This window comes from Pseudomonas sp. GW821-FHT07G10, assembly GCF_059418545.1.
In genome coordinates, this window is the sequence record NZ_JBWKQB010000001.1 from 481,900 (window position 1) to 500,893 (window position 18,994).

Consider the following 18,994-nt stretch of genomic DNA (forward strand, 5'->3'; position numbering starts at 1 on the left):
ATCAGCATTACGGCACCAGATACCCTTTGACCCCGGTAAAGATAATCTGCGCTGCCAGCGCGCACACGAACAGCCCCATCAACCGACTGACGATTTGCAAACCCTGATCGCCAAGAATGCGTTCGATGCGGTTCGACAGGTAGAGCACGACGCCGACGGTGAAGCTGGCTATGGCAATGCTGAGAATGGCGGTGAGTTTGTCGTCCCAGTGCGGCTGGCTGACGCCCATGACCAGCAGAGCACCAATAGTGCCAGGGCCGACTGTCAGGGGAATGGTCAGCGGGACGATGGTCACGTCCTGCTGCACGTTATCGGTCTGCACTGCCGACTTGCCTTGAGCCATGCCCAGCGCCGAGATGAACAGCACGCTCCCGGCACCGATGCGAAAGGCATCCACGGTGATGCCGAACACGCTGAAAATCACCCGTCCGAACAGATACAGCAAGACGCTGGAGACCAGGGTCGCGAGGGCGACTTTCCAGGCCAGACGCCGACGTTCCTTACTGGAATAGCCACGGGTCAGGCTGATGAAGCAGGACAGAACGAAGAAGGGGCTGTAGAGCACCAGCATCTTCAGGTAAACGCTGAACAGCACGTGGAGCATGGTTGGAGCTCGCGGCGAAGGAGGGCGACGGAGAGTCTATCAGGCGTTGTGCAGTCTGTCGGCTCAGGAGGTTTGAGCCGTTGGCTGATTGTGCGAATCACGTTGCGCAACCCAATGCTCGACCAACTCGCGCAGTTGCGACAGCTCGACCGGTTTGGCCATGTGCCCGTCCATGCCGGCCTGGCGAGCGCGCTCCTTGTGTTCGGTCAGGATGTGCGCGGTAAGCGCTACCACCGGCGTGCGCATGCGCTGATTGCCAACTTCCCAGGCGCGCAATTGTTGCGTGGCGGAAAAACCGTCGAGGATTGGCATTTCACAATCCATCAGCACCAGATCGTAACGTTGGGCCTTCATCGCGCGCAGGGCTTCTTCGCCGTTGCTGGCGGTGTCCGGCTGCAGGTTGAGTTTGCCCAGCATGCCGCGAATCACCTTGGTCGAGATGCTGTTGTCTTCAGCGACGAGGATACGAAAATCGTGTGGCACCTTGATCGCTACAGGCACGCCTGATGGTGCGTGATAGGGCATAACGAGCCCTTTGTTGCGTTGGGTCAACTCGTCGGCCAGCGTAGTCTTGAGGGTGTAGCCAGCGACAGGTTTGGCCAGGATGCGTTTGATCCCGGAGTTGCGCGCAATGATCTTGCTCGGTGCGTTGCTGATACCGGTGAGCATGATCAGCAGAATATCGTGGTTCAGGCTCGGGTCTTCCTTGATCTTCGCGGCCAGTTGCATACCGGTCATGCCAGGCATGTTCTGATCGAGCAGGACCACGTCGAAGTAGTCGCGCAGGTGGGCCTTGGTTCGCAGCAGGGCCAGCGCTTCCTTACCGGAAGGGACTGCGCTGACGTTCAGGCCCCATGCGCTGCATTGCTGCACCAGGACTTTGCGGCAGGTGTCGTTGTCATCCACCACCAACACTCGGGCACCTTGCAGCGGGCCATCAAGATCGGAGGTCGGGTGTTCGAGGCGTTCCGGATCCAGGGGCAAGGTCAGCCACAGCGTGCTGCCGCTATTATTGCCGCTTTTGATGCCGAACTCACCGTGCATCAGCAGGATCAACTGGCGGGCGATGACCAGCCCCAGGTTGCCACCCAGGCGCGTCGCGGAGAGAAAATTCTTGCTGTGCAGCTCGGCATGCAGCAAGGCATCGCGTTCGCTTGTGTCCATGGGAACACCGCTGTCTTGTACTGCGATGCGTAGCCGAGGTTTGGGGCTGCGTTCGTCGAGGGCGACGACGATCAGGATTTCGCCCTCGTCGGTCTTCTTCAGCGCGTTTTCCAGCAAACTCAGTAGCGTCTGGCGCAGACGTGTGGGGTCACCGCTGATCACCCGTGGTACTTGCGGCTGAATAAAACTGATCAGCTCGACGTTTTGCTGCTCGGCCTTGGCCCGGAAAATACTCAGGCAGTCTTCGATCAGCGCGTTGAGGTCGAACTGCACATCGTCCAGCTCGATTTGCCCGGACTCGAGCCTGGAGATGTCGAGAATCTCGTTGATCAAGGTGAGCAGTTCGTTGCCGGCGCTGTGGATGGTCTGCACGTAGTCCCGTTGTTTGACGGACAGTGGTGTGCCCAGCAGCAGCTCGGTCATGCCCAGCACACCATTCATCGGTGTGCGGATCTCATGACTGATTTTCGCCAGGAACTCGGCCTTGGCGTTGATCTCGGCATTGCTGGCGGCCAGGTCGCGGCTGATGCTGAAGCGGGCTTCGGTGATGCTGCGCTGACGCTCGCTCAATGCGATGCTCATCAGCAGGCCGCTGATGCAGATGAACCCGAGCAACGTCATGATCAGACCTTGCGGAGCCACCAGGGTCAACCCCAAAAGTGCTGGCAGAATGATCAGGGTGCCAATGTTGAATATCACCATGGCCACAACGAACAGGCGTGCCGGACGGTAGCCTTTCTGCCAGTGATAAGCCGCGACGAACAGCATGCTCAGGCCGGCGAGAGCCACCAGCGCATAGGTCATGATGTTCAGCGGCAGTGTGTTGACAAAGAGCAGCAGCAAGCCGCACAAGGTGATGAGAAGGATATCGCCCAGCAACAGTTTGTTCAGCGGATGTGGGCCAAGGGGAGCGAAGAATCGGTAGGCGAACATCAGGCCGCAAGGCGCGGTCAGCAGCAAGGACAGGTAGGCGCCGGGCGTTTGCAAGGCGTGCCAGTCCGACAGCCATGGGCCAGCAAGATTGAGCAGAAGCAGCAGGCTCAGCAGCAACAGACCTTCGCAGGCGGCCAGCCACATACAGCTTCTGGAGCGCGTGTAGGCGTAGCGGGTCAGGTTATGCAGGATCAGCATCGCCAGGCAGCCGAACAGCAGGCCGTAGATCAGGGGCTGGCCTTGATCTGCTGCGCTCATGACTGCAGATTGCAGGGTGATGTAAGGGCGCAATTGGTGTTCGGAAACCAGTCGCAGGTAGACATCGAGGGCTTTTTGACTTTGTGGCAGCGGCAGGATGTAGTCGCTGCTGGGCAGCGGTCTCTCGGCCTGCGGCTGAGCGTTGCCGGTGTTCACTTGCTCGATCAGCTTGTCGTCGTCGAGCACGTATAAATTAAGGTGAGCAAGATCAGGCGCGAAAATTCGCAGCAGTTGCTCGTGTTTGTCTGGCTGGAGTTTGAAGCGTAGCCATAAGGCGCCGTCAGGCTCGGCAGCGGTCAGGTGACTCAGTTCGATCGGGCTGAATTGATTGGTGTAGCGGGCAGAACGGATGTCGCTCAGTTGCAGATCGGCCGTTTCGTCAAGCAATACCGCCCAACCGCTGCCTTGCGCGGCCTGGACCGGTAGCAAACAGAGCAGAGTCAGCAGACTGACGGTGAAGCCTATGGCAATCCTGAGCCAGCGCACGGCGAAATCCCTTCGTAGATTGATGCCAGAATATAACTATGCGCGGGGCTGGAATAGTACGGCAAGGGCCAGAAGCCCTTGCCTATCCAAATGGATAGCTTATTCCTGATTTTCGCCACGCTCGCGGGCAATGGCACGGTAGCCAATGTCCTTGCGGTAGAAGCAGCCTTGCCAATCGATTTTGGCCGCCAGTCTGTAAGCTTGCTGTTGAGCCGCATCGACGCTCTGGCCCAAAGCGGTGGCGCAGAGTACTCGGCCGCCAGCGGTGATGACCTGACCGTCTTTCAGTGCAGTGCCAGCGTGAAAGACTTTGCCTTCCAGTGTGGCCGCTGCATCCAGACCTTCAATGATCGCGCCTTTGGCGTAATCACCAGGATAGCCGCCGGCTGCCAGAACGACACCCACGCTTGGACGTGGATCCCATTGCGCTTCGACCTTGTCCAGTGCCTGGGCCAGAGCAGCCTCGATCAGCAACACCAGGCTCGATTGCAGACGCAGCATCACCGGTTGGGTTTCCGGATCGCCGAAGCGGCAGTTGAACTCGATGACTTTCGGATTGCCAGCCTTGTCGATCATCAGACCGGCATAGAGGAAGCCGGTGTAGACGTTGCCTTCCTCGGCCATGCCGCGCACGGTTGGCCAGATCACCAGATCCATGACGCGTTGGTGAACTTCGCTGGTGACCACCGGGGCAGGGGAGTAGGCACCCATGCCGCCGGTGTTCGGGCCAGTGTCGCCGTCGCCGACGCGTTTGTGGTCCTGGCTGGTGGCCATCGGCAGCACGTTCTTGCCGTCGACCATGACGATGAAGCTGGCTTCTTCGCCGTCGAGGAATTCCTCGATGACCACACGGGAACCGGCTTCGCCGAAAGCATTGCCGGCGAGCATGTCACGTACGGCGTCTTCGGCTTCAGACAGGGTCATGGCGACGATCACGCCCTTGCCGGCGGCCAGGCCGTCGGCCTTGATCACGATCGGTGCGCCTTTCTCACGCAGATAAGCCAGGGCTGGCTCGATCTCGGTGAAGTTCTGGTAGTCGGCGGTCGGAATCTTGTGGCGGGCCAGGAAGTCCTTGGTGAAGGCTTTGGAACCTTCCAGCTGTGCGGCACCGGCAGTCGGGCCGAAGCAATCCAGGCCACGGGCGCGGAACAGATCCACGACACCGGCGACCAGCGGCACTTCCGGACCGACGATGGTCAGGGAAACGTTCTTCTCGGCGAAGTCGGCCAGCTGCTCCAGGGCCAATACGTCGATAGCGACGTTCTCGCACTTGGCTTCAATGGCGGTGCCGGCGTTGCCCGGGGCCACGAATACTTTTGCGACACGCGGATCCTGAGCCACTTTCCAGGCCAGGGCGTGTTCACGGCCACCGCTGCCAATGATCAAAACATTCATTTCAAAAACCTCGGATGACGCTAATTCGGGGGAAGCTGATCGTTCCCACGCTCTGCGTGGGAGTGCCTCTACGGACGCTCTGCGTCCGATGCCGTGGGACGCGGAGCGTCCCGGGCTGCGTGCCCACGCAGAGCGTGGGTACGATCAAACAGATTAATGACGGAAGTGGCGCATGCCCGTAAAGACCATCGCAATACCCGCTTCGTCGGCCGCGGCAATCACTTCGTTGTCACGCATCGAGCCGCCAGGCTGGATCACGGCAGTGATACCGACCTTGGCCGCGTTATCGATACCGTCGCGGAACGGGAAGAAGGCGTCCGAGGCCATGACCGCGCCCTGGACTTGCAGCCCGGCGTGTTCAGCCTTGATCGCGGCGATGCGAGCGGAGTTCACGCGGCTCATCTGGCCAGCGCCGACACCGATGGTCTGACGGTTCTTGGCATACACGATGGCATTGGACTTGACGTACTTGGCGACTTTCCAGGCGAAGATCAGGTCATTGATCTCCTGCTCGGTCGGAGCGCGCTTGGTCACCACTTTCAGGTCTTCGCTGCCGATCATGCCGATATCGCGGCTCTGGACCAGCAAACCGCCGTTGACGCGTTTGTAGTCCCAGGCCGGAACGCGGTCAGCCGACCACTGACCGCAGGTCAGCAGGCGCACGTTCGCTTTCGCGGCAACGATGGCGCGAGCTTCTTCGGTGACGCTTGGAGCGATGATCACTTCGACGAATTGACGCTCGACGATGGCCTTGGCGGTTTCAGCGTCCAGCTCGCGGTTGAAGGCGATGATGCCGCCGAACGCCGACTCGGTGTCCGTCGCGTAAGCCAGTTCGTAAGCCTGGCGGATACCGCCTTCGGCGTCCGGGCTGACCGCCACGCCGCACGGGTTGGCGTGCTTGACGATGACGCAGGCTGGCTTGACGAAGCTCTTCACACACTCCAGTGCAGCGTCGGTGTCGGCCACGTTGTTGTACGACAGCTCCTTGCCTTGCAGTTGGGTCGCGGTGGCGATGCCGACTTCGGCCGGCTTGGCCTCTACGTAGAACGCCGCGCTCTGGTGCGGGTTCTCGCCATAGCGCATTTCCTGGGCCTTGATGAACTGGCTGTTGAAGGTGCGCGGGAATTCGCTGCGACCGGAGGTCGAGAGGGTTTCGGCGGTCTGGTTCACAGTGCCCATGTAGTTGGCGATCATGCCGTCGTAGGCGGCGGTGTGCTCGAAAGCCTTGAGCATCAGGTCGAAGCGCTGAGCGTAGGTCAGGCCGCCGGCCTTGAGGCTTTCCAGAACATTGGCGTAATCGCTGGCGTTGACCACGATGGCCACGTCTTTGTGGTTCTTGGCCGCGGAACGAACCATGGTCGGGCCGCCGATATCGATGTTCTCGATCGCGGTCGGCAGATCACAACCTGGCTTTGCGATAGTGGCTTCGAACGGGTAGAGGTTGACGGCAACCAGATCGATCGGCTTGATGCCGTGCTCGCTCATGATAGCGTCATCGATACCGCGACGACCCAGGATGCCGCCGTGGATTTTCGGGTGCAGGGTCTTGACCCGACCGTCCATCATTTCTGCAAAGCCGGTGTAGTCCGCGACTTCTACTGCGGCCACGCCGTTGTCCTGCAGCAGCTTGAACGTACCGCCGGTGGAGAGGATCTCGACGCCCAGGGCTTCCAGCTCACGGGCGAATTCGAGGATCCCGGTCTTGTCGGAAACGCTGATCAAGGCGCGGCGGATCGGCAGGCGGGTAGTCTGGTCGGTCATCTCAATTTCCATCAAAAGCAAAGGAGTCAGCAAAAAAGGCGACCGGTCTTACGCGGGCGCCTTTCTGGTTTGATTGAATGCTTACAGCAGATCGTACTGCTTGAGTTTCTTGCGCAAGGTGCCGCGGTTCAGACCGAGCAACTCGCTGGCCTTGGTCTGGTTGCCCTTGACGTAGTTCATCACGCTTTCGAGCAACGGCGCCTCGACTTCGGAGAGCACCAGGTTGTACACGTCCGTGACGGCAGCGCCCTCAAGGTGGGCGAAATAATTGTGCAGCGCCTTCTCGACACTCCCGCGAAGGGTCTGACCCTCTTCGCTCGGTGTATTGAGGTGCTGTTTCAAATTTACATTGTCGCTCACGGGTGTTGTTCCACTCACTAAAGTCTCGCTCATCATCGTCATGCGGCCACCCCTTCTCCGTCCCCTGTCACCAGGCTCTTGTAACGCTCGGCGAAAAACTCACGAACGTTGGCGCGCTGTGCTTCCGTATCATCCAAACGATTGAAGTGGGCGCGGAACTCCCTGGCGCCCGGCAGGGTTGCGAGATACCAGCCCACATGCTTGCGAGCAATGCGTACGCCCATGACATCCCCATAAAAGGTATGCAGCGCGGCCAGATGCTCTAGCAGAATACGTTCCACCTCGAACAGCTCCGGTGCCGGAAGTGTTTCGCCGGTACGCAGAAAATGCTCGATCTCACGAAAAATCCATGGTCGCCCTTGGGCGGCCCGGCCAATCAACAGACCATCGGCACCGGTCGCCTGGAGCACGTACCGGGCTTTTTCGGCCGAGTCGATATCGCCGTTGGCGAAGACCGGAATGGACACCGCCTGCTTGATCGCGGCAATGGTGTCGTACTCGGCTTCACCGGTGTACAGATCGGCGCGGGTCCGGCCATGGACTGCCAGCGCCGTGATTCCTGCCTGCTCGGCGATCTTCGCCACCGTCAGGCCGTTTTTGTTCGCCCGGTCCCAGCCGGTGCGGATTTTCAAAGTGACCGGTACATCGACTGCGGCCACCACGGCGTGCAGGATCTCGCTCACCAAATCTTCGTCTTTCAGCAACGCGGAGCCGGCAGCCTTGTTGCAGACCTTCTTCGCCGGACAACCCATGTTGATATCAATAATCTGCGCACCCAACTCGACGTTGGCGCGGGCCGCATCCGCGAGCATCTGTGCATCACCGCCGGCGATCTGTACCGAGCGTGGCTCGGGATCACCTTCGTGGATCATGCGCAGACGCGATTTGCGACTGTTCCACAAGCTCATGTCGCTGGTGACCATTTCCGAGACTACAAGGCCTGCGCCCAACCGTTTGCACAGCTGACGAAAGGGCTGGTCAGTGACGCCCGCCATGGGAGCGAGAATCAAGCCGTTAGGCAATGTATATGGACCGATGCGTACCGCCGACATAGGGCTTCCCTGTTGTGGGGCCGGATCATTAGAGTTCGAAAAAGGGTTGGCATGATACCCGCTCTCGATGACTGGATAAAGGCTGAATTGGATAAATTCTGAACAGTTATTCTGTTATCGCCAGCGGTTTGGCTCGACGCGAGGGAGTCAAAAAGCTGTCTTCAATGTGCAGTTACGCCAATTGACTGCGGCGTTTCATTCGGGTGAATGGAAGCTCAGGCTGTAGTTGACGGCTTTCGGGCCGGGGTCAAGGATGTCCAGAGCGATATGGATCGGCGTCTGTGGCGGCATTTCTGCCAGGCCTTCAAGTTCGCCGTTGAGGTATTCGCTTGGTTTGAAGCGCCGACTGGCGATCAGGTGCCCATTGAGGTCGGCAAAGCGTAACTCCAGCAACGGAAAGGGCTGAGAGAATTGTGCGCGGTTGTAGATGATTGCATCGACCACCAGTGCGCCACTGAAATCCGGATGGCTGCGCACCACCAGATTACTGCTCTTGATGCGCGCGATGTCGACCTTGGACGGCACTGTGCAGCCGATTTCCGGGCACAGTTGCTGGAACCATGGCCGGTATTGGTCCTGACGGGCCAGCTCGTCGAAATGGTAGGCGATGTACTGGCCTGCCAGTGCGGCGGCGCCGAGCAGAATCAATAATCCCCAGAAGAAGCGTCTGCCCCAGGGGGAGCGGCGCTTTTGCCAATCAAGATGCACCGGTTCGTCGGCCAGGTCCTGCAGCACCTCGTCATGCAGGCCAGGCTCACTGCGTGCGTGTTTTTTGCTCGCTGGTTCGGCCTCCAGCGGCTCTTCGTCGTCATCTGCTGCCGACAAGCGTTCGTGGTGTTCGTGCGCTAGCGGCTCCTGGCTCGGGCGCATAGGCGGCGCGGTGGGTTCGTCGTCAAGATCGGCCAGCTCAAAAGACAGTGAGGGCTCGGTGCGGCCGGGTTTGGGCGGTTCGACGGGCGGGGCTGTCGGTTTACTGTTTGTGTTGGCTGCAGGCTCAGCGGGCTCAATCGGTTCTGCGCGCTCGGCAGCCGATCCGCTGAACAGGCTTTCGGACCATTGTTCTTCCTCGCTGTCGGTCGTATCCCTGCGTGCGCTCAGCGAATCCTCCTTGTGCTTGCGCTCTTGCCCGAACTCCTTGGTCGGCTGGATTTCCCGTTGTTCGAGCTTGGCGAGTTCTTCGTCGAGGTCGAGATTGTCCAGGTCGAGTTCGGCGGCCGTCCATTGCTTCTGGCTGATCGCCCTGGGGGCGGAGGTCTCGGTCGGTGTTGTCGCATTGGGGGCGACGGCTTCATTGCCAGTGCGTTGCTCGAGCAACTGCCGCGCGGCGTTGAACACCTGCAGGCATGAGCCGCAGCGAACCACTCCACGGGCTACGCTCAACTGGGCGTGGCTTACGCGAAAGCTGGTTTGGCAATGCGGGCACTGGGTGACGAAGCTGTCGGTCATGCGGCAATCCGGTTTGTGCAGGCGTCCATTCTAGCGCCGACGGCCAGTGATACGCACCCAGCCTTCGCGATTGGCAATCGGGTCCAGCTCGAAGTCCCGGGCATAAGCTGCTGCGACGTCTTCGCCCTGTTCGGCGAGGATGCCCGACAGCGCCAGGCGGCCACCCGGCCTGACCAGGCTGGACAGTTGCGGGGCCAGGGAAACCAGGGGGCCAGCGAGGATATTGGCGACCAGGACATCGGCCTGAACCTGCGGCAAATCCTGTGGCAGGTACAGCGGGAACAATTCTTCGGCAATGTTGTTGCGCCCGGCGTTATCGCGGGAAGCCTCCAGGGCTTGCACGTCGATGTCGGTGCCGACGGCTTCTTTGGCGCCCAGCAGCAGGGCGGCAATCGCCAGGATCCCCGAGCCGCAACCGAAGTCCAGCACGTTGCAGTCCTTCAGGTCCTGGCCGTCGAGCCATTCCAGGCACAGCGCGGTTGTCGGGTGGGTGCCGGTGCCGAAGGCCAGGCCCGGGTCGAGCAGCAGGTTGACGGCGCCCGGCTCCGGTGCGGCATGCCAGCTCGGGACGATCCACAGACGCTGGCCGAAGCGCATTGGCTGGAAGTTGTCCATCCAGCTACGTTCCCAGTCCTGATCTTCGATCACTTCGCAGTGATGTTCAGGCAGCGGGCCGCCGGTCAGCAGTTCCATATGGGCGAGGACGCTGGCGGCTTCTGTGCCGCCTTCGAACAGTGCCAGCAAATGGGTGTGGGACCACAGCGGGGTGGTGTTCAGTTCCGGTTCGAAGATCGGCTGATCTTCGGCGTCCATGAACGTCACCGAAACGGCGCCGACTTCAAGGAAAGCGTCTTCGTAGGTTTCGGCTTGTTCTGGGCTGATGGCGAGACGGACTTGCAGCCAAGGCATGGCGGGCACCTTCGGAAAATGTAATTGCAGCCTGGCGGGCTGTGAGAAGCGCACAAGTTTACGCGAGGCGAGTGCAGAAGACGACAAGGGTGACGCGCGATGGGCTCTTCGCAGGAGCGAGCGGTGCGGCGATCCGACTTGCCCGCGAAGAACGATGACGCAGTCGGCCTGAAAGATCGCGGCGCCTGAGTCGCGGGCAAGCCGCGCTCCTGCAGGTGGCGTCGTAACCAGAAACAACAAAGCCGCAATCAAGCGGCCTTGTTGGTCTGGATCAAGCTTAGTGCTGCTTGGCCAGCTTGTGCTCCAGGTAGTGGATATTCACTCCACCTTCGCAGAAGCCTTTATCGCGGACCAGATCGCGGTGCAGCGGGATATTGGTTTTGATCCCGTCGACAACGATTTCATCCAGTGCATTGCGCATGCGCGCCATGGCTTCATCGCGAGTCGCCCCCCAAGTGATCAGCTTGCCGATCAGGGAGTCGTAGTTCGATGGCACCTTGTAGCCGCTGTAGAGGTGCGAGTCGACCCGTACACCATTGCCGCCTGGAGCATGGAAATGCTTGACCATGCCAGGGCTCGGGATAAAGGTTTTAGGGTCTTCGGCGTTGATCCGGCATTCCAGCGCGTGGCCGTGGATCTTCACATCGTCCTGGGTGTACGACAGTTTGTTGCCAGCGGCGATGCTGAGCATCTCCTTGACGATGTCGATCCCGGTGACCATTTCCGATACGGGGTGCTCTACCTGTACCCGAGTGTTCATCTCGATGAAGTAGAAATGGCCATTCTCGTACAGGAACTCGAATGTGCCGGCGCCACGGTAGCCGATGTCGATGCAGGCTTTCACGCAACGAGCGAGCACTTCCTGGCGAGCCCTCTCGTCGATGCCCGGTGCCGGGGCTTCTTCGAGAACTTTCTGGTGGCGACGTTGCAGCGAGCAATCGCGGTCGCCCAGATGAATGGCGTGGCCCTGGCCGTCGGAAAGTACCTGGACTTCCACGTGACGCGGGTTGGTCAGGAATTTTTCCAGATAGACCATCGGGTTGCTGAACCAGGCAGCCGCTTCGGCGCGGGTCTGCTTGGCCGCTTCGACCAGGTCTTCTTCGCTGTGCACTTCACGCATGCCGCGACCACCGCCGCCGCCAGCGGCTTTGATGATCACCGGATAGCCGACTTCGCGACCAATGCCGATAGCGGTTTCCGGGTCTTCCGGCAGTGGGCCGTCGGAGCCCGGTACGGTCGGTACGCCGGCGCGCTTCATGGCGTCCTTGGCTGAAACCTTGTCGCCCATCAGGCGAATGGTGTCAGCTTTCGGGCCGATGAAGGCGAAGCCGGATTTTTCGACCTGTTCGGCGAAATCGGCGTTTTCCGCGAGGAAACCATAGCCAGGGTGAATCGCCGTGGCGCCAGTGACTTCAGCGGCCGCGATGATTGCCGGGATGTGCAGATAAGACAGGTTGGCAGGCGCCGGACCGATGCAAACGCTTTCGTCGGCCAGACCCAAATGCATCAGCTCTTTGTCGGCAGTCGAGTAAACCGCGACGGTCTTGATGCCCATTTCCTTGCAGGCGCGCAGGATCCGCAGGGCAATTTCACCGCGGTTGGCGATCAGGACTTTTTCCAGCTTCGCAGGTTTCAACATCGTTGGCTCTCCGCGGTTCAAACGATGGTGAACAGTGGTTGGTCGTACTCAACCGGCTGGCCGTTTTCTACCAGGATGGATTCGATCACGCCGCTGGACTCAGCCTGGATGTGGTTCATCATTTTCATCGCTTCAACGATGCAGATGGTGTCGCCTTTCTTCACGCTCTGGCCAACTTCAACGAAGGCTGGCGAAGTCGGTGCCGGGGTACGGTAGAAGGTACCGACCATCGGGGACATAACCACGGTGCCGTTGAGTTTCGGTGCTGCCGGGGCTTCAACAGCGGCCACCGGAGCAGCGGCGACTGCGGCAACCGGAGCCGGCGCGGCGGCCATAGGTGCTGGCGCGTAAAACTGTTGCGCAGGGGTTTTGCTGTGACGGCTGATCCGTACGGATTCCTCGCCTTCCTTGATCTCCAGCTCGTCGATACCGGATTCTTCCAGCAGTTCGATCAGTTTCTTAACTTTACGGATATCCATGAATCATCAACTCCCAAGGGTCGGTCAGGGGCGTTTAGCTTGTTGTTCAAGCTGTTCCAGGGCGGCCTCCAGGGCCAGTCGATAACCGCTGGCGCCAAGGCCGCAGATCACTCCCACCGCAACGTCGGAGAAGTAGGAGTGATGGCGGAAAGGTTCGCGTTTGTGCACGTTAGACAAATGCACTTCGATGAATGGGATGCTCACCGCCAGCAACGCGTCACGTAATGCGACGCTTGTATGTGTAAAAGCTGCTGGATTGATCAAAATGAAGTCCACACCCTCGCCGCGCGCGGCATGGATGCGGTCGATCAATTCGTACTCGGCGTTGCTTTGCAGGTAGAGCAAATGGTGGCCGGCATTACGGGCCCGCTGTTCCAGATCCTGATTGATCTGAGCCAGAGTTACCGCACCATAGACCCCCGGTTCGCGGGTGCCGAGCAAGTTCAGGTTGGGTCCGTGCAGAACCAGTAAGGTCGCCATCTGCTGTTCCTTGTGATCTGTGTACAGTTGTCAGAACCCGGCGACTATGCCGCAAAGCCTTTGTGACTGTCCAGTTCTCTGCAATAGCCAGCACAATGCCCGATGTTTGCGCGAAATATATGACCACCTGATTAAATCTGGTCATTCGCTTTCGCGACACGTTCGGCGAAGTCCGCTGCATTGATCTCGCCGATCACTCTCACCTCACCCTGTTCGACGCCGTCTTTGCCGAAAAACATCAGTGCAGGCGGGCCGAACAGTTTGTAACGGTCGAGCAGCGTGCGTTGTTCGCGGTTGCTGGCGGTCATATCGAAGCGGATCAGCCGATAACCCTTGAGCCGTTCGACGACGGTGCTGTCGTTAAGCACCTCATGCTCGATGACTTTGCAGCTGATGCACCAATCGGCATACCAGTCGAGCAGCAGCGGGATGCCGGCAATTTTGGCTCCAGCGAGGGCGAGCTCCAGTTCCGCAGGCGTGTTGATGGTCTGCCATTCGCTGGCGTCTTGGGCGTGTGTGTCAATGGCTGAATTGACGGTCATTGACCGGCCGATCGGGCTCAGCGGATCGCTCTGGCCGCTGAATGCGCCATACCAGCAGGCCAGCGCATAGAACAACAGTAATAACCCCAGCAACTGCGCCAGGCGCTGTCTCGGTGCCTTGTAGATGAACTCCAGTGCGCCGAGAAACAAGCCGACACCGGCAGCCAGCAAACCGATCAACAGCAAGGTGATCTCGCCTGGAAGCACGCGACTGAGCAAGCCGACTGCCAGCCCAAGCAGCAGAATGCCGATGGCATGTTTAACGTAGATCAGCCATGGGCCGCTTTTTGGCAGCCAGGCCGCACCACCAGTGGCGACGAGCAACAGCGGTGCGCCCATGCCCAGACCCAATACGAACAGCTTCAGCGCGCCGCCCAGTGCATCACCGCTGGCGCTTATGTAAAGCAGGGCGCCAGCCAATGGCGCCGAGACGCAGGGCGAAACCAGCAGGCTCGAAACCACGCCCAGCACTGCTGCGCCCCACAAGGAACCGCCTTCGGTGCGGTTTGCCACCCGGTCCAGGCGACTGCTGATGGCGTGCGGGAGTTTCAGTTCGAAGATGCCAAACATAGCCAGGGCAAACACCGCGAAAAACAGTGCGAACGGCACCAGCACCCAGGCTGACTGCAGACGTGCCTGCAGATTCAGTTGTGCGCCGAACATTCCCATCAGTGCGCCGAGCAAGGCAAAGCAGGCCGCCATCGGGAGCACGTAGGCCAGCGACAGATTGAAACCGCGCAAGCCACCGACCTGGCCGCGCAGTACAACGCCGGAAAGGATCGGCAGCATCGGCAGCACGCAAGGGGTGAAGGTCAGGCCAAGACCCGCGAGGAAGAACAGCGCCAGTTCGCGCCAGGTCCAACCGGTCTGATGACGGGGCGTCGGCATATCGGTGCCGACGACTGAAGCAAACTTGCCGTCGATGCTCAGTCGCTCGGTTTCCGGCGGGTAGCACAGACCTTTATCGGCGCAGCCTTGATAGGTGACCGCCAGGGTCAAGGCGCGCTGATCGCCGGGCACGCGCGGTAGCTCTACATCGAGAATGCCGTGGTAGACCTCGACGTCGCCGAAATACTCATCATGTTTTTTCTCGCCCTGCGGCAGTTGAGCGGCGCCCAGGCCAATGTCGGCGGGCTCGCTGCGAAACTGAAAGCGATGGCGGTAGAGGTAATAACCTTCGGTGGCGACGAAGCGCAGCTTGATCGATTGCGGCGTGCTTTCAATCAGGCTCAACTGAAAGGCTTCGTGTACCGGCAGGAAGTCGGCGCTGTTATTGATCGCGCCCAGCGTCGAACTGGGGCGACTGTCCAGCAATCCGGTGGCGGTCGCCGGCAGGGCGAGCAATAACAGCATCAGGCAGAGCAGACGGCGCATAGCGATCTCGCGTATCTAACGTGTGCGCATGATAGCGGAGTGGGGCGGGGTATGCAGGAAGAGGGGGGATGATCGTTCCCACGCTCTGCGTGGGAATGCCTCAATGGACGCGCAGCAATCGCTTCGGCAGTGACGCAGAGCGTCACGGGCTGCATTCCCACGCGGGAGCGTGGGAACGATCAAAAGTGGTCTTTAAACCCTGAAGGCCTGAACGGCGGTATGCAACTGCCCGCCCAGCGCCAATAAATGTTCGCCCTGGCTGCGCCCTTCACCAATCCTCAGCAAGTTATCCCCACCCAATTGGTGAATCCGCTCACTGTGATCGCGGATTTCACTGACGGCGCCGCTCTGCTGGGCGGTGACATCGGCGATGCGAACCGCGGTGTCGGAAATGGTCTGTATCGCCCCGACGATTTCATCCAGGGCTCCGTCAGCTGCTTGTGCCTGGTTGGCTGTGGCTTCGGCGTGTTCGACCTGGGCGCGCATGCCTTCCACCGATTGTCGGGCTGCGGTTTGCAGGCCCGCGATCAGTGTCTGGATCTCGGCGGTGGCACCCGCGGTACGCTGCGCCAGTGAGCGGACTTCTTCGGCGACCACTGCAAACCCTCGACCCATCTCCCCTGCGCGAGCGGCTTCGATGGCGGCGTTCAACGCCAGCAGATTGGTCTGGTCGGCGATCGAACGGATCACTGTGAGCACGCCGCCGATGGTCGCCGACTCTTCGGCCAGGTGTTCGATCATCTGCGCGTTGCCTTGCACTTCGCCCACCAGGGCGTGCAACCCGGTGAGGCTCAAACCGATCACCTTCTGGCCATGCTCGACCGCAAGCCCGGCGTGACGGCTGGCGTCGGCGGCCTGGCTGGCATCACCGGCCACCTGCACAATGGTGGCTTCCAGTTCGCCCAATGCGTCGCGTATTTGTGCGGTATCCCCAGCCTGCCGTTCGGCACCGCTGTGCAGGCCGCTGCTCAACTCGGCCAGGGCGCGGCTGCTGCCAGCGACTTGTTCTGCGTTTTGCCGGATGGTCCCCACCAGATCAACCAGATACGCCCGCAGGCGATTCAGTGACTCTTCAATATCGTGCAGCTCGCGGTTGGTGGCGCCCAGTTGGATATTCTGGCTGAAGTCGCCTTCGGCCCAGGTCGACAAGGCCGGAGCCAGATTGGTCAGCACGCGGGCGAGCCGCCGTTGCAAGGTGTCAATAAGCAACGCGATCAACAGGATCAGGCCAATCATCAGTCCCTGGATCATCCGTACTTCGCTCTGAATCTGTCCATGTTGAGCGCGGACAGCAGGCTCCAGAGCAGCAATCGCCTGCTGAACGTCAGCGATCTTGAGGTGAGTGGCATCACTGAGCCCGGCGCGTTTTTGAATCTGCTCGCGAGTGCGGCTCAGTTCGGCCGGGTAACGTGTCAGCAGGCTGTTCAGTTCGCGCTTGAGGCCAATGCCAGTATCTTCTGCGGCGCTTTTTTCAGTGTTCTCCAGCCCCATCATGGAGGCGAAGTCTTCGGTATTCGATTCGCTACTGGTGGTGACGCCTAACAACGGTAGAGTCTCCAGCTGTTCAGCCTGGGAGCGGATGCTGGTCACCTCACGCTCGACGTCGGCAGCCAGTTCGCTACGACCGCTGCTGACCAGCTTGTCCCGGGCCAACGACAGCTTGGCCAGGTGCTGTGACGCCGCCAGTAGCAATGGCAAGTAACCTGCGGCAATCGGGGTATTGGCGCCGCTGGCGTACTGGCTGAGTTGTTCCAGGTTGGCGCCCAGCTCACGCTCGGCCTGCAGGAGCAGGGCTTGCGGGTCGCCGGCGAGTTTGCCGGCAGCCAGCAGGTCGGTCTTGCTGAAGCTATCCAGGCTCGAAAGGCTTGGGCGCAGGCTTTGCGCCAGCTCGGCAGGTAATTCGCCGAGCTCTGTTTGAAGCGTTTCGAGCGATTGGCTGGCGGCACTCAAGCGCAGGGCGTCGCCACTGGCCAGGTAATCTTCAACATTGCGTACCACCTGATTCTGGAACTGCTGCGACAGGCCCAAGTAGCGTTCCATCAGCACATAGGGGCGTTCCAGTGCCTGTTGCGACCACCAGAGCGTGGCGCCCAGAGCGAGACAAACGGCGACTAATAGGAGGGTGTTGAGATTGGTCAGCAGCTTCAGGCGCATCGTGGCTCTACCAACGATAGAATGGTAAGCGCTTGAAGTTATTGCGTTTCTGTTACAGCGTTATGACTGACTCGGTGGTTTCCGATGAAAAAGTGGCACTTTGCTTTGATTGCAGAGCGGCTTGCACACGATTGCGTCCGGCGTGCTTGGCACGGTACAGCGCTTCGTCCGCCTGGCTGGCCATCATCAGGCTGTCGGAGTCCTCGCGCAGTTCTACGACGCCGGCGCTGAAGGTGCACCAGAGATCCTGAGGTTGCGCCGGATAGTGAATCTCGGCAAAGCGCTGACGGATTTCATTGAGCACGTTGTAGGCCGATTCGATATCGGTGTCGGGCATGATGATGGCGAACTCTTCGCCACCATAGCGGCCGATAAAGTCGGTCTTGCGCAGACGTTGCTTGAGGAATAGCGCCAGGCTCTTGATCACGCGGTCGCCCATGGGGTGGCCGTGGCTGTCGTTGACCCGTTTGAAGTGGTCGATGTCGAGCATGGCAAAGCTCAGCGGCTTGCTTTCGCGGCGGGCACGGAAACTGCAGTCTTCGAGCAATTGCAGGATATGGGTATGGTTGTACAGGCCGGTCAGGCTGTCGCGAACCATCCGCGCCTTGAGATTGCGCGCCCGGGCCGCACGGTTGCGCACCGTGGTGATCAGGTGCCGCGGCTTGATCGGCTTGGTCAGGAAATCGTCGCCACCTTCGCTCATGGCATCGAGTTGCTTGTCCAGGTCGTTTTCGGCCGACAGATAGATGATCGGCACGCTGACATAGCGGTCATTGTGGCGGATCACCTTGGCAAGTTCCGTACCGGTGCAGGCCGGCATGTACATGTCGAGAATGATCAGGTCCGGCTGAAAGTCCGCCAGTTCAGCCATCGCTTGAATCGGCTCGATCAGGGTGCGGGTGACGATACCGGCGCTGTTGAGCAGGCGTTCGGTGTGCAATGCCTGAGCGCGCGAATCATCGATGATCAGCACTTTGTACGGTTCGTACTGGGCGACGCAGGTCAGGACTTCGATTTTCTCCAGCAGGCTCGAAGCTTCAAGGGTACCGGTCAAAAACTCCTGACCGCCGGCGCGAACGGCGGCGAGACGGGTCGGGGTATCGGTTTCGTTCAGGCTGAAGAACAGCAGTGGCAGCTTGTGCTCAAGGCCTTCCTGGGCCTCGGCCGCCAGCCGCAGGCCCATGCCGGCGCCACAAAAATCGACATCCATGACGATCGCTGCCGGAAGCCGCTCGACCAGCGAGGAGCGGAACGCCGCTACACTGTCCAGCGACTGGGCGCTGAGTCCAAAGAATTCGAGTTGTTTGGCCAGCCGCTCGGCGCGGTCGTGATCTTGCAGCATCACGTAGATCGGCTTGCGCAGCGGTGGCAGGAAGGTTTGTTCGAGTTGCTCGCCATGACGCAGGCCGGTGCGGGACAAGCGTTGCATCAGGCGATTGAGATCGGTGATCAGCCCGCTGTTCAGACGCCCGCGGTTGGCATCCACGGCTTTCAGAGAGTGGCCGATGCTGTGCGCGAGCTGACTGTGTTCGGGCTGTTCAAACCGTTCGGCGAACCGCAGCAGGCGCAAGTTGGCCTCGGCCAGTTCGGACATATCAGTGGTCGACCATTCGCTTCGCTGCAGGCGTTGCCATATCTCAAGAATCTGACGTGCCTGATGAATCACCCGCTGGGCAAAGTGGTGCTTGAGGCGCTCACGGCTGGGGTCTTCTGGCTCGGTCATATCCTGACTACTAGTTAGGGGGCATGCTGAGATTGACTGGTGGCTCTATGCTAGCACCTCTTTTCGATTGCATGAGTGTCCTGCATCAATAAACTGCAAAGCGATGCCATTCATTTTTTGAACGGCGGGTCTCATGGGTTGGTGGCTGCGCTTCATTGATAGTGGTGGCTTGATGCGCGACTATTGTGCGGCGTCCTGGTTTGCGGCTGATTTAATCCGCTCGAACCGGGGCGCG

The 18,994-nt window shown here is 60.1% G+C and carries 14 protein-coding genes; all 14 read right to left on the reverse strand.

Annotated features, from left to right (window positions below; all coding sequences use genetic code 11):
* Positions 1-7 precede the first annotated feature (7 nt).
* The 14 genes from AC07O1_RS02205 to AC07O1_RS02270 all read right to left on the reverse strand — a co-directional run bounded on the left by AC07O1_RS02205 (position 8) and on the right by AC07O1_RS02270 (position 18,759).
* A complete protein-coding gene (locus AC07O1_RS02205; RefSeq protein WP_494993508.1) occupies positions 8-604 on the reverse strand; it encodes a MarC family protein in 597 nt (198 codons plus the stop codon).
* A gap of 63 nt (positions 605-667) precedes the next feature.
* Positions 668-3,445, reverse strand: coding sequence for a hybrid sensor histidine kinase/response regulator (locus tag AC07O1_RS02210; protein ID WP_495011271.1), 2,778 nt, complete (start codon positions 3,443-3,445; stop codon positions 668-670).
* 99 nt (positions 3,446-3,544) lie between these two features.
* Positions 3,545-4,840, reverse strand: a complete 1,296-nt coding sequence (gene purD / locus AC07O1_RS02215) for a phosphoribosylamine--glycine ligase (protein ID WP_495087787.1) — start codon at positions 4,838-4,840, stop codon at positions 3,545-3,547.
* A gap of 153 nt (positions 4,841-4,993) precedes the next feature.
* Positions 4,994-6,601 carry a bifunctional phosphoribosylaminoimidazolecarboxamide formyltransferase/IMP cyclohydrolase gene (gene purH / locus AC07O1_RS02220; protein WP_495087788.1) on the reverse strand — a complete coding sequence of 536 codons (1,608 nt, stop codon included), beginning with the start codon at positions 6,599-6,601 and terminating at the stop codon, positions 4,994-4,996.
* 81 nt (positions 6,602-6,682) lie between these two features.
* Positions 6,683-7,003, reverse strand: a complete 321-nt coding sequence (gene fis, locus AC07O1_RS02225; protein WP_494993512.1) for a DNA-binding transcriptional regulator Fis — start codon at positions 7,001-7,003, stop codon at positions 6,683-6,685.
* Positions 7,000-8,013, reverse strand: a complete 1,014-nt coding sequence (dusB, locus tag AC07O1_RS02230; RefSeq protein ID WP_495087789.1) for a tRNA dihydrouridine synthase DusB — start codon at positions 8,011-8,013, stop codon at positions 7,000-7,002. The genes fis and dusB overlap by 4 nt, the downstream gene beginning before the upstream one ends.
* Before the next feature lie 195 nt (positions 8,014-8,208).
* Positions 8,209-9,459 carry a DUF3426 domain-containing protein gene (locus AC07O1_RS02235; RefSeq protein WP_495022835.1) on the reverse strand — a complete coding sequence of 417 codons (1,251 nt, stop codon included), beginning with the start codon at positions 9,457-9,459 and terminating at the stop codon, positions 8,209-8,211.
* 30 nt (positions 9,460-9,489) lie between these two features.
* Positions 9,490-10,368, reverse strand: a complete 879-nt coding sequence (gene prmA, locus AC07O1_RS02240; RefSeq protein ID WP_495087790.1) for a 50S ribosomal protein L11 methyltransferase — start codon at positions 10,366-10,368, stop codon at positions 9,490-9,492.
* Between the two features lie 277 nt (positions 10,369-10,645).
* Complete coding sequence (gene accC / locus AC07O1_RS02245; protein WP_495087791.1) at positions 10,646-12,007, reverse strand: acetyl-CoA carboxylase biotin carboxylase subunit; 1,362 nt, start codon at positions 12,005-12,007, stop codon at positions 10,646-10,648.
* 17 nt (positions 12,008-12,024) lie between these two features.
* Positions 12,025-12,486: an acetyl-CoA carboxylase biotin carboxyl carrier protein gene (gene accB, locus AC07O1_RS02250; protein ID WP_494993517.1), complete on the reverse strand. Its 462-nt coding sequence runs from the start codon at positions 12,484-12,486 to the stop codon at positions 12,025-12,027.
* Positions 12,487-12,510: 24 nt separating this feature from the next.
* Positions 12,511-12,966, reverse strand: a complete 456-nt coding sequence (gene aroQ / locus AC07O1_RS02255) for a type II 3-dehydroquinate dehydratase (protein WP_419119014.1) — start codon at positions 12,964-12,966, stop codon at positions 12,511-12,513.
* A gap of 131 nt (positions 12,967-13,097) precedes the next feature.
* On the reverse strand, positions 13,098-14,882 hold the full coding sequence (locus tag AC07O1_RS02260) for a protein-disulfide reductase DsbD (RefSeq protein WP_495022834.1): 1,785 nt from the start codon (positions 14,880-14,882) through the stop codon (positions 13,098-13,100).
* A gap of 192 nt (positions 14,883-15,074) precedes the next feature.
* The gene (locus tag AC07O1_RS02265) at positions 15,075-17,036 is read right to left on the reverse strand and encodes a methyl-accepting chemotaxis protein (RefSeq protein WP_495087792.1); all 1,962 of its coding nucleotides are present in this window, start codon (positions 17,034-17,036) and stop codon (positions 15,075-15,077) included.
* A gap of 52 nt (positions 17,037-17,088) precedes the next feature.
* On the reverse strand, positions 17,089-18,759 hold the full coding sequence (locus AC07O1_RS02270; RefSeq protein ID WP_495087793.1) for a GGDEF domain-containing response regulator: 1,671 nt from the start codon (positions 18,757-18,759) through the stop codon (positions 17,089-17,091).
* Positions 18,760-18,994 lie beyond the last annotated feature (235 nt).

Bases quoted from the DNA above. Each gene is read 5' to 3' on its own strand.
- AC07O1_RS02205 (WP_494993508.1), bottom strand. From the start codon at position 604: ATGCTCCACGTGCTGTTCAGCGTTTACCTGAAGATGCTGGTGCTCTAC.
- purD (WP_495087787.1), bottom strand. From the start codon at position 4,840: ATGAATGTTTTGATCATTGGCAGCGGTGGCCGTGAACACGCCCTGGCC.
- purH (WP_495087788.1), bottom strand. From the start codon at position 6,601: ATGACCGACCAGACTACCCGCCTGCCGATCCGCCGCGCCTTGATCAGC.
- fis (WP_494993512.1), bottom strand. From the start codon at position 7,003: ATGACGATGATGAGCGAGACTTTAGTGAGTGGAACAACACCCGTGAGC.
- dusB (WP_495087789.1), bottom strand. From the start codon at position 8,013: ATGTCGGCGGTACGCATCGGTCCATATACATTGCCTAACGGCTTGATT.
- AC07O1_RS02235 (WP_495022835.1), bottom strand. From the start codon at position 9,459: ATGACCGACAGCTTCGTCACCCAGTGCCCGCATTGCCAAACCAGCTTT.
- prmA (WP_495087790.1), bottom strand. From the start codon at position 10,368: ATGCCTTGGCTGCAAGTCCGTCTCGCCATCAGCCCAGAACAAGCCGAA.
- accC (WP_495087791.1), bottom strand. From the start codon at position 12,007: ATGTTGAAACCTGCGAAGCTGGAAAAAGTCCTGATCGCCAACCGCGGT.
- accB (WP_494993517.1), bottom strand. From the start codon at position 12,486: ATGGATATCCGTAAAGTTAAGAAACTGATCGAACTGCTGGAAGAATCC.
- aroQ (WP_419119014.1), bottom strand. From the start codon at position 12,966: ATGGCGACCTTACTGGTTCTGCACGGACCCAACCTGAACTTGCTCGGC.
- AC07O1_RS02260 (WP_495022834.1), bottom strand. From the start codon at position 14,882: ATGCGCCGTCTGCTCTGCCTGATGCTGTTATTGCTCGCCCTGCCGGCG.
- AC07O1_RS02265 (WP_495087792.1), bottom strand. From the start codon at position 17,036: ATGCGCCTGAAGCTGCTGACCAATCTCAACACCCTCCTATTAGTCGCC.
- AC07O1_RS02270 (WP_495087793.1), bottom strand. From the start codon at position 18,759: ATGACCGAGCCAGAAGACCCCAGCCGTGAGCGCCTCAAGCACCACTTT.